The organism is Clavibacter sp., from assembly GCF_014802555.1.
Lineage (GTDB): Bacteria > Actinomycetota > Actinomycetes > Actinomycetales > Microbacteriaceae > Clavibacter > Clavibacter sepedonicus.
On record NZ_JAAVCB010000099.1, the window covers coordinates 1 to 10,304 of the forward strand.

At 75.3% G+C, this 10,304-nt stretch carries 11 protein-coding genes and 1 pseudogene; 2 read left to right on the forward strand and 10 right to left on the reverse strand.

The annotated features are described in order from the left end of the window. The coding region (locus HDR73_RS11000; protein ID WP_353734312.1) for an MFS transporter at positions 1-793 on the reverse strand (793 nt) is incomplete at its 3' end. Further along, positions 790-1,341, reverse strand: a complete 552-nt coding sequence (locus HDR73_RS11005) for an ArsR/SmtB family transcription factor (RefSeq protein ID WP_041465115.1) — start codon at positions 1,339-1,341, stop codon at positions 790-792. The genes HDR73_RS11000 and HDR73_RS11005, both read right to left, overlap by 4 nt. Positions 1,342-1,438: 97 nt before the next feature. Between HDR73_RS11005 and HDR73_RS11010 the strand changes: the two genes are divergently transcribed. Further along, the gene (locus HDR73_RS11010; protein WP_041464771.1) at positions 1,439-2,173 is read left to right on the forward strand and encodes a tyrosine-protein phosphatase; all 735 of its coding nucleotides are present in this window, start codon (positions 1,439-1,441) and stop codon (positions 2,171-2,173) included. A 33-nt stretch (positions 2,174-2,206) separates the two neighbouring features. Here the strand turns inward: HDR73_RS11010 and menD are convergent, their stop codons facing one another. After that, entirely contained in the window at positions 2,207-3,976 is a 1,770-nt protein-coding gene (gene menD, locus HDR73_RS11015) for a 2-succinyl-5-enolpyruvyl-6-hydroxy-3-cyclohexene-1-carboxylic-acid synthase (protein WP_012300234.1), read from the reverse strand. Positions 3,977-3,980: 4 nt separating this feature from the next. Beyond that, positions 3,981-4,415 carry a PLD nuclease N-terminal domain-containing protein gene (locus tag HDR73_RS11020; RefSeq protein ID WP_012300235.1) on the reverse strand — a complete coding sequence of 145 codons (435 nt, stop codon included), beginning with the start codon at positions 4,413-4,415 and terminating at the stop codon, positions 3,981-3,983. 139 nt (positions 4,416-4,554) lie between these two features. Between HDR73_RS11020 and HDR73_RS11025 the strand changes: the two genes are divergently transcribed. Next, positions 4,555-4,941, forward strand: a complete 387-nt coding sequence (locus tag HDR73_RS11025; RefSeq protein ID WP_012300236.1) for a DUF4229 domain-containing protein — start codon at positions 4,555-4,557, stop codon at positions 4,939-4,941. Between the two features lie 10 nt (positions 4,942-4,951). On the opposite strand, the gene HDR73_RS11030 is transcribed toward HDR73_RS11025, so the two are convergent. From HDR73_RS11030 to HDR73_RS11055, 6 genes and pseudogenes are all read right to left on the reverse strand, one after another. Beyond that, on the reverse strand, positions 4,952-5,329 hold the full coding sequence (locus HDR73_RS11030; protein WP_012300237.1) for a hypothetical protein: 378 nt from the start codon (positions 5,327-5,329) through the stop codon (positions 4,952-4,954). 5 nt (positions 5,330-5,334) lie between these two features. Beyond that, positions 5,335-6,318, reverse strand: a complete 984-nt coding sequence (locus HDR73_RS11035) for a 1,4-dihydroxy-2-naphthoate polyprenyltransferase (protein WP_041464772.1) — start codon at positions 6,316-6,318, stop codon at positions 5,335-5,337. Between the two features lie 107 nt (positions 6,319-6,425). Beyond that, a complete protein-coding gene (locus HDR73_RS11040) occupies positions 6,426-7,169 on the reverse strand; it encodes a histidine phosphatase family protein (protein ID WP_407637317.1) in 744 nt (247 codons plus the stop codon). A 108-nt stretch (positions 7,170-7,277) separates the two neighbouring features. After that, positions 7,278-8,186, reverse strand: a complete 909-nt coding sequence (locus HDR73_RS11045) for a serine hydrolase (protein ID WP_012300240.1) — start codon at positions 8,184-8,186, stop codon at positions 7,278-7,280. A gap of 11 nt (positions 8,187-8,197) precedes the next feature. Further along, the gene (locus tag HDR73_RS11050) at positions 8,198-10,180 is read right to left on the reverse strand and encodes a M13 family metallopeptidase (protein WP_012300241.1); all 1,983 of its coding nucleotides are present in this window, start codon (positions 10,178-10,180) and stop codon (positions 8,198-8,200) included. A gap of 24 nt (positions 10,181-10,204) precedes the next feature. Beyond that, positions 10,205-10,304, reverse strand: a pseudogene (locus tag HDR73_RS11055) (IS481 family transposase); the annotation flags it as partial.

Genomic DNA, 10,304 nt, shown 5'->3' on the forward strand with positions numbered 1-10,304 from the left:
CGACCGCGCTGCCCGCGGCGAACGCCGCGAGGAGCGGGCCCGCGAGCGCCGTGGATCCCGCGCGCTCGGCCAGCGCGGCGGCGGCGACCTCGACGGCCCCGAGCACGGCGCCCACGCCCACGAGCGTGACGAGCAGCGGGACCACGAGGGGCTGGCGGAGCGGATCCGACGCGCGGGCGCGGGTGCGCGTCCTCGCGTGCTCGGGATCGGCTCGCGGCCCCTGCGCGCGCGACAGCGGCGACGACGTCATGCCGAGCGTGCCGACCACGAGCGGCCCGACCGTGAACACGATCTCCTCTCCCACCGCGTCGAGGCTGTAGGCGCGCGTCCGCATCCGCACATCGGGCACGAGCGCCGCCCAGACCACGCGCATGGCGGCGCCGAGCGGCGGGAGGAGGAGGCCAGCGGTCGCGGCGACCACCACGATCACGGCCGCCGGCGCGTCCGCCCGCACCGCCGCCACGAGCGCGACCAGCCCCGCGGCGTGACCGAGCGCGAGGGCGACGAGCACGGGGCGCTGGCCGCGCGCATCCACCAGGCGGGCGCGCATGGGCGAGGCGAGGACGTTCGCGAGGCCGAAGGCACCGGTCGCGATGCCTGCAGCGGCGAAGGACCCGCTGGCCGACTGGATGAGGAGCAGCAGCGCGAGCGACACCATCGCGAACGAGAGGCGGCCGAGCATCGCGGGCAGGAAGACGCGGAGCGCGCCGGGCAGCGCGAGGATCGCGAGGTAGCCGGTGCGGGCGGACGCGGACGCGGATGCGGATGCGGATGCGGGCGCGGCGGCGCTCACGCGACGGGATCCGCGGACGTCGGCGCAGGCGTCGCCGCCGTGCGGAACAGCGCCACCGTCGCGCTCACCGCCACGTCCTCGTCGCCCGGCCGGCGCGCCGAGTCGTCGTGCAGCACGGTGCCGAGCTCGCGGGCCAGATCCTGCACGCGGATCCACGTGCCCGTCGAGACCGTGAGCGCCGCATCCGTGATCACCGGCCGCGTCCCCTCCGCGTGCAGCGCCGCGCGACGCGTCAGCTCCGCGGCGAGCGCGGCGGCCACGAGCGGGAGCCCGCCGTCGGCGACGGTCGCGAGCCGCTCCCCGCTCGCCGGCACGTGCCGGTAGCGCCTGGCCGCTCCCCCGCGGATCCGCTCGACGCCCGCCTCCTCGAGGAGCCCCGCCTCGCGCAGGCGGCGCAGGTGGTAGCTCACGTTAGCCTGCGTCTCGCCGAGCTCGCGCGCGGCCTCGGAGGCGCTCACGGGCGACCGCGTGCAGAGCGAGAGGAGGCGCAGGCGCAGCGGGTGGGCGATGACGCGGAGGTCGCGGAGGTCGTTCTGTTCGGCGGGCACGCGCCATCCGACCACGCCGCGGGCACCACTGTCAAACATCCGTTTGAGGGTCGGGAGGATGATGCGGATGCGTCGGCGACCGTGGTCGACTCGGTCGATGACCGCATCCGACCGCACCCTCCCGATCGACGGCCTCGTCAACGGCCGCGACCTCGGCAGCATCCGCCTCCGCGACGGCGGCACGACCCCGACGGGCGTCCTCGCGCGCTGCGAGGACGCCGATCTCATCACCGACGCCGGATGGGAGCGCGTGCGCGAGCTCGGCTTCCGCACGGTGCTCGACCTCCGCCAGCCCGGCGAGCGCGCCCGCGACACGCACCCGCGACCCGGATGGATCCACGTCGCGCACGTCGACCTCGACGGCCTCGACGACCACCCGGACTTCTGGGTGCCCTACTGGGACACCGGCCTCGTCGGCACGCCCCTCTACTACCTGCCGCACCTCGCCGAGCTGCCGGAGCGCGCCGGATCCGCGCTGCGGGCGATCCTCGAGGCCCCCGCCGGCGGCGTCCTCTTTCACTGCGGCGCCGGGCGCGACCGCACGGGCCTCGTCGCCCTGCTCCTGCTGCTCGCGGTGGGCGCCGAGCCGGACGAGATCGTCGACGACTACCTGGAGGCGATCCGCCTGGGCCCGGAGCGGTCGGCGAACTCGGGCCAGCCCGACATGGAGCCCGCGATCGAGGCGTTCCTGGCCGAGCGCGGCACCACGAGCGAGGCGGCGTTCCAAGACGCGATGGACGGCGTCGACCTCGACGGGCTGCTGGAAGCGGTCGGCTTCACCGACGCCGAGCGCCGGGCGCTGCGCACGTGGCGCGGCGCGATCCCGGCGTGAGCCCGGGATCGGGCACCCGACGGGGCGGATCCGCTACCGCGCCAGCGGCACCTCGATGAGCAGCGGCGCCTCGGACGCGGTCGTGAGCGCCGCCTCCAGCTCGCCGTGGGTCGCGGCGCGCAGGTGCGCCCAGCCGTAGGCGCGGGCGAGGCTCGCGAGATCCACCCGCTGCGGTGTGAACATGACGCGGTCGATGGAGGCGGGCGCGGCCGTGCGCGACACCTCGAGGCCGTCGAAGATGGTGCCGCCGCCGTCGTTGCCGACGATCACCTGGATCCGCGGGACGCGCTCGCCCGTGCCGATGAGCAGCGAGCCGACGTCGTGCAGGAGCGTGAGGTCGCCGACGAGCACGCGCGTGATCCCGGCGGCCGCGCTCCCGGATCCCGCCTGCGAGGCGAGCGCGATGCCGAGGCCGGTGGAGATGGTGCCGTCGATGCCGGCGAGGCCGCGGTTGGCGTGCACGCGCACGCGCTTGCCGGGGAGCGCCCGGTCGGCCTCGCGGATGAGGCGCGACGCCCCGAGGACGAGCCGGTCGTGCGGCCAGGTGGCCTGCCAGAGGGCGCGCACGAGGTGGCGGCGGGTGACGTCGGCGCGCACGGCGGCGAGCTCGGCGCGCGCGAAGTCGCGGCGCTCGGCGGGCGTCGTGCCCGAGGGGAGGAGCGGCGCGGACTCGGCGGCGGTCGCCTCGTCGAGGATCGCGCGGCTCTCGTGCACCCACGTGCCGAGCCAGCGGCGGGCCTCGGCCGGATCCGCGGGCTCGCCGACCACGCGCACGGCGGCCGGATGGGCGGTGACGCGGTGGCGGGGGTCGTAGTCCTCGCCGCCGGTGGATCCGACGACGATCGCCTCGACGTCCTCGCGCCCCACGAGCAGCGGGACCTCGCGCGTGAGGGTCGGGTGGCCGAACACGATCACGCGCTCGACGCGGTCGCCGAAGCCCTCGCGGGCGAGCAGCTCGCGGAAGGAGACGACGAGGTTCGGGCCGAAGTGGGATCCGCTCGAGATCTCGGCGGCGAGCGGCCAGCCGCCGGCGCGCGCGAGCTCCTCGGCGGCCTCGCCCGCGGCATGGCCGGCGACGACGAGCGTGCGCGGGCCGTGCGGGAGGTCGAGGACGTCGGCGGTGGCAGGCCCGGCGGGCGCAGGCGTGGCGGGAGCGGCGGCGCGCACCTCCGCGACGGCCTCGGTGAGATCCGGCACCGCGACGGACAGCGGATCCCGGAACGCCACGTTCACGTGCACGGGCGTCCGCTCGTCGCGGGCCCGGCGGTACGCGTCGCGGGCGAGGAGCGCGTCGCGCGCCAGGTCGTCGTCGGTCTCCTCGGGCGCGGGCACGTCGATGCACGCGACCCGGTCGCCGAACATGCCCGGCTGGCGCGTGGTCTGGTTGCTCGCGATCCCGCGGAGCTCCGCGGGACGGTCGCCCGTGAGGAGCAGCATCGGGACGCCCGAGTGCCAGCCCTCGAGCACGGCGGGATGCAGGTTCGCGACGGCCGTGCCGGAGGTCGTGATGACGGGCGCGGGCCGGCCGGACTCGACGCCGAGGCCGAGCGCGAGGAACCCGGCGGCGCGCTCGTCGATGCGCACGTGCAGGCGCACGCCGTCGACGCGCTCCAGCTCGGCCGCGACGAGCGCGAGGGCCTGGGAGCGGGAACCGGGGCAGAGCACCACGTCGGTGACGCCCTCGCGCACGAGCGCGAGCAGCATCGCGATGGCGCGGTCCGTGGACGGGTTGCCCGTGCGCGGCCCGTCCGCGGAAGCGGAAGCGGAGGCGGACGAGGTCGGGAGGGCGTCGGCGGCGGCCACCGGGTCAGGCGTCCCGGCGACCGGGCGCGCCGCGGTCGTCGTCGCCGTCCGGGCTCGGGCGCGGGGCCGTGCCCGTCCCCCCTGCGCTCGTGGGGCCGTCGGCGTCGGGGCCCGTGCCGTCGCTGTCGAGGTCAGCGAGCTCCTGCTCGAGGCGGCGGATCCGCTCCTCCTCCGACCGGGTGCGGCCGAGGCCGGAGAGGAAGTCGGGGTCGTCGTCGGGGCCGAGCCGGCGGCCGGATGCGCGCGCGAGGTCGGTGCGGTCCTTGCCGATCGTGAGCCACAGGATGCCGCCGATGAGGGGCACCAGGACGACCACCGCGATCCACGCGGGCTTCGGGAGGCCGCGCATGCGGGTCCGCGGCGTCAGGGAGGTGTCCACGATGACGAAGACCGTGAAGAACACGATCACGACGGCGAGACCGATCAACAGGCGGGGCATCTACAGATGGTAGCTCCGCAACCGGGGAGGACGCCGGGCGTCCGGCGAGCGGGACGAGGGCGCCGGCCGCGCCCCGGCTGGGCGGCGGCGGCCTGTGGGGGCGAGGGGCCCGCCCAGGCGCCCGACCTATGCTGGCCCGGTGAGTTCCCGTCGCTACTGGCTCGTCTACACCGTCGTCCGCATCCTCCTGTTCGCCGTCCCGTTCGGGCTCGTCGTCGCGGTGAGCCCGGACTTCTGGCCGCTCGCCGCGATCATCGGCGCGGTGGTGTCGTTCTGCGGGTCCTACATCTTCCTGCGGAAGCAGCGCGAGGCCATGGCGGCGGATCTCGCGGCCGTCGCCGCCGGGCGCCGCAAGCCCGTGGAGGACGACGACTCCGAGGACGCCGCGGTGGACGCGGCCGAGCGCCGGGTGCGCGCGGCCGGATCCGCCGACGTCGCGACCGGCGCCACGGGCACCCCGGGCGCCGGCACCCCGGACATCGCTGCGGCCGCCCCGCGCGTCGACGGCGAGGCCGAGCGCAGCTGACCCGCGCGCGTCAGGCCGGGTCCGGTGGTCCGTCGCGCTCGATCGGCACGTAGGCGACCCGGCGGCCGCCCGTCGTCGGAGCCGTGTCGCGCACCGCGGGCGGGGTCGTGCGCGTCGACGGCGTGAGGCGCCCGCCGTCGAGCACGAGGTACCGCTCCCCGGGCCCGGCTTCCTCGATGGCCCGCGCCACCCGGGCCGCGAGCGCGGCGGCCGCGCGTTCGGGATCCGCCGCCCGGCGCCCCGCCCACCACGCCTCGAGCGCCGCGTCGACCACGAGGACCGAGCGACGCCGGGCCCCCGACCGCTGTCGCAGCGCGAGCAGCCGCGGGTCGTCGGTCGGCCACGTCTCGTGGTCGGCGTCGAGCGCCTGGACGAAGGCGGGATCCATCGAGGTCAGAACGCGAACGCCGCCCCGAGCCCCAGGCCGAACGTGAGCGCGGCCATGCTCGTGAGCTGGAGCGACAGAATCAGCTCCTTGGGGGTGCGGCCGGTGCACGCGATGATCGCGGCCGGCAGCGCCAGCACGAGCGTGAACAGCACCAGCAGCGCCTTCGGGTAGAAGAGGAAGAAGAAGACCACGACCGCGTAGGCAATCGCGACCTCGATGCAGTAGACGATGCGCGAGCCGCGCGGGCCGAGCCGCACCGCGAGGGTGCGCTTGCCGACCTTGCCGTCCTGCTCGATGTCGCGGATGTTGTTGACCATGAGCACGGCGCACGCGAATCCGCCCGCCGCGACGCCGCCCAGCCAGCCCTCGCCCGTGATCATGCCGATGAGGATGAACTGCGTGCCCGCGGTCGCGACCAGGCCGAAGAACACGAACACGACGACGTCGCCGAGGCCCGCGTAGCCGTAGGGGCGCTTGCCGCCGGTGTAGAAGTAGGCCGCGACGATGGCGACGGCGCCGACCGCGAGCAGCCACCAGTGGCCGGTGATCAGCACGATCGCGAGGCCGGCGACCGCGGCGAGGCCGAGGAACGTGAGCGCCACGGTGAGCACGGTGCGGGGCTTGGCGGCGCCGGATCCGGTGAGGCGGGCGGGGCCGACGCGCACGTCGTCGGTGCCGCGGACGCCGTCGGAGTAGTCGTTGGCGTAGTTCACGCCGATCTGCAGCAGCACCGCGACCGCGAGGCAGAGGAGCGCGAGGCCGAGGGAGACGCCCTCGTCGGGGCCCATGGCGCGGGCCGCTCCGGCGCCGATCGCGACGGGGGCCACGGCGAGCGGGAGGGTGCGGATGCGGGCGCCGGAGATCCAGTCGCGCGCGGTGGCCGTGCGCACCTTCGCCGGGTTGCCGGAGCGGGGATTCGCGGGCGATCCCGGGCGGGTGCGTGCTGCGGATGGAGGGGCCTGCCGGGTGCGCTTCTTCTTCTGTGCCACGAGGGGCGATCCTACGCGGGGGGAGCCGGTGCACGACCGCGCCGGGCGATCGGAACCGCGCCGGGGCGCCGGGCCGCGCGACGACGGCGCTCCCGGCGGCCGCGGCGCTACCGGCTGCCGCCCACGGGCGACGGCGCCCAGCCGTCGGCCGGGCAGTTCCAGCGCATGATCGCGTGGCGGCCGTGCTCGAAGCCGAGCTCGCTGAGCGTCGAGGTCGAGAGCGTGAGGATCCCGCCGGCCTCGGCGGGCAGGCCGACCCACGCGACGGCGAGCGCGCGGATCACGTGCGCGTGCGCGACGAGGAGCACGTCCTGGCCGGACTCGAGCACGGGCAGCACGCGGTCGAGCACCTGGAGCACGCGGTCGCGGACCTGCTGGGACGTCTCGCCGGGGGTGTCGCCCGCGGGCACGCCGTCGGTCCAGAGGTCCCAGTGGCCGCGCTCGGACTGGATGTCGGCGGTCGTGCGGCCCTCGTACGCGCCGTAGTCGAACTCGACCAGCCGGTCGTCGACCTCGGCCTGGTCGCCGTAGCCGATGAGCTCGGCCGTGCGCTGCGCGCGCGAGCGCGGGCTGGCGAGCACGAGGCCGAACTCCGTGCCCGCGAGCACGCCGCCGACCGCGCGGGCCTGCTCCTCGCCGGTCTCCGTGAGGGGGATGTCGGTCGTGCCGGTGTGGCGCCCGTTGACGCTCCACTCGGTCTGCCCGTGGCGCACCATGACGATGCGGCCGCGGACCTTCTCCTGCCACTCCGGGGTGCCGGGGATCTCGGCGCGCGCGATCGCGGCGTCCACCTCCGCGTACATCGGCGCGACGTCGTCGCGGGCGAGGCGCTTGGCGGTGGCGGGATTCATGCCGGTCATCGTGGGGGTCTCCTCCGTCGCCCGGGAGGGGTGGCGGGCGACATCCGACTCTACGCCCGGGCGGATCCACGACCGCAGGGCGCGGAGGATCCGCGCGGCTCAGTGCACGTGCTCCAGCAGGTCGAGCCCGACCACGCCCAGGGCGTCGCGGACGGCGAGGCGGGCCCGGAGGTCCGCGTCGTCGAAGTGGACCATGACGGCGTAGGCGACCGCGCCGCGCGGCCCGCGGAGCACGCCCGCCTCGGCACGCACGCCCGCGTCGACGCCCGTGCAGTCGACCAGCGCCATGCCGTGCTCGCCGCCGCGGCCCACCGGCGCATCCAGCCCGAAGGACGCCGCGACCAGCGAGCGGTCGGTGTTGAGCGCGAGCCAGCCGACGACGCGCGTGCTCGTCTCCTCGTCGACCACCTCGCCGTGCACGAGCGAGGCGAAGAGCGACGCGAGCTCGCAGGCGGATCCGACGGAGAGCTGCGGGGCGTCGTCCGGCCCGCGGGTGCCGCGGGCCATGTCGAGCAGCGCGGTGCGGCGGAGGCCGAGCGACTCGGCGCGCGTGCGCACGGCGTCGAGGCCGACGAGCCCGAGGAGCGCGTTGGTGGCGGCCGCGTCGCCGGTCGCGCCGACGAGCGAGGCGAGATCCGTGACGGGCAGCGACGGCACCACGAGGTGGCGCCAGAGGCTTGCGGTGCCGCCCTCGTCGTCCGACAGGCGATCCACTGGGTGCAGGGGCGAGAGGTCGCCGCCGGTCATGCGCGCGGACAGCTCGACGAGGAGGAGCACGCGGCCGAGGCCCGCGGCGGGGAGGGCGACGTGGTCGTCGACCGAGAGCACGACGTCGCCGGAGTCGAGGTCGGTGGCGCGGGCGGCGACGCGCATCCCGTCGAGGGCGAGGCCGCCGAGGGCGCGGAAGGGGGAGCGGAAGCCGTCGGTCGGCTCCTGCCCCGCGTGCCGCGCCGCGCCGCCCCCGGTGTGCCGGGGGCGGCGTCGCGGATCCTCGCCGGCGGCGGCCATCGCGCGGCGCGTCACCAGATGGTGACGCGGGCCTCCTCGTCGAGCCAGAGGCCGTCGCCCGGCTCCACGCCGAACGTGTCGTAAAACGCGTCGATGTTGCGGACGATCTGGTTGCAGCGGAACTCGTTCGGCGCGTGCGGGTCGATGGCGAGCAGGCGCTGCACCTCGGCGTCGCGGCCCTTCTGCTGCCAGGCCTGCGCCCAGGAGAGGAAGAAGCGCTCGGCGCCCGTGAGGCCGTCGATCACGGGCGGCTCGGCACCGTCGAGCGACAGCAGGTACGCCTTCCACGCGATGGAGAGGCCGCCGAGGTCGCCGATGTTCTCGCCGATGGTGAGCGCGCCGTTGACGTGCGGCGCGTCGGGGCCCGTGAGCTGCGCCGGCACGAGCGCGTCGTACTGCTGGATGAGCGACGCCGTGCGCTCCTCGAACGCCGCGCGGTCCGCCGGGGTCCACCAGTCGGTGAGGCGGCCGTCGCCGTCGTAGCGCGAGCCCTGGTCGTCGAAGCCGTGGCCGATCTCGTGGCCGATGACCGCGCCGATCGCGCCGTAGTTCGCGGCCGGATCCCGCGCCTCGTCGAAGAACGGGAACTGCAGGATCGCGGCCGGGAACACGATCTCGTTGAAGCCCGGGTTGTAGTACGCGTTGATGGTCTGCGGCGTCATGAACCACTCGTCGCGATCCAGCGGGGCGCCGATCTTCGCGAGCTCGCGGCGCGTCTCGAAGCGGGCGGTCGCGCGCACGTTGCCCACCAGGTCCGTCGGGTCGATCTCGAGCGCCGAGTAGTCGCGCCACTTGTCGGGGAAGCCGATCTTCGGGGTGAACTTCTCGAGCTTTTCCAGCGCCCGGCTGCGCGTCTCGCCGGTCATCCACTCGAGGCCCGAGATGGACCGCCGGTACGCCTCGACGAGGTGGCCGACGAGCACGTCCATCTCGGCCTTCGCGGTGGGGCTGAAGTGGCGCTCGACGTAGATGCGGCCGATGGCCTCGCCCATGGATCCCTCCACCAGCGAGACGCCGCGCTTCCACCGCACGCGCTGCTCGGGCGCGCCCGTGAGCGTGCGGCCGTAGAAGTCGAACGACGCCTCGGAGAAGAGGCGCGGCAGCAGCGCCGCGTTGGAGCGGACGACCTGCCAGGTCAGCCAGTCGCGGAGCGCCGGGATCTCGGCCTCGGTCAGCAGCGCGCCCAGGCCCTCGGCGAAGCTCGGCTCGCGGAGCACGACCTCGTCGAGCGCGGCGGCGGGTGCCTCCAGGGCGTCGCGCCAGACGTCGAGGTCGGCGCCGGCCGCCGTCGCGACCAGCTCGCGGAGCTCGGCCCACGTGACGAGGTTGTAGGTGGCCTGGCTGTCGCGCGTGCGGACGTTGTCCCAGTGGAAGGCGGCGATGCGGGTCTCGAGGTCGAGGATCCGGTCGGCGCGGCCGGCGGGGTCGTCCAGCTGGGCGAGGCCGAGCATCCGCTCGACGAAGGCGCGGTACGCGTCGCGGATCGCGGCGTGGCCCTCCTCGCGGTAGTAGCTCTCGTCGGGGAGGCCGATGCCGCCCTGCTCGATCTGCACGACGTAGCGCTCGGGGTCGCCCGGGTCGTTGTCGACGAAGAGGCCGAGGAGGCCCGAGACGTTGGTCTGCTCGAGGGTGCCGAGCGTGCGCAGGAACGACGGCACGTCGGTGACCGCTGCGGCCGCGTCGAGGTGGTCGCGGATGGGCTCGACGCCGAGCCGCTCGACGCGCTCCTCGTCCATGAAGCTCGTGAAGAGGTCGCCCGTCTTGCGCTCCTCGGTGCCCGGCTCGGCGTCGACGGCCTCCTCGATGATCACCCGCACGGCCTCCTCGGCCGCCTCGGCGAGCTGGTGGAACGAGCCCCAGCGGGCCTTGTCGTCGGGGATCTCGGTGCGGTCGAGCCAGCGCCCGTTCACGTGGAGGTAGAGGTCGTCCTGCGGGCGCACCCCCTGGTCCAGCTCGTCGGTGCGGATCCCGGTCGGAGGTGTCTCGGCGCTCATGGGCACGAGCCTAGGTGTACTGAGTCATGACGTTGGTGACACTCGGGCCGCGGGCGTGAGCCCGTGGCTTGAGTGGATTCGTTCAGTGTTGTAGTGCTCGATGAAGGGGTCAAGCGCGTCGGCC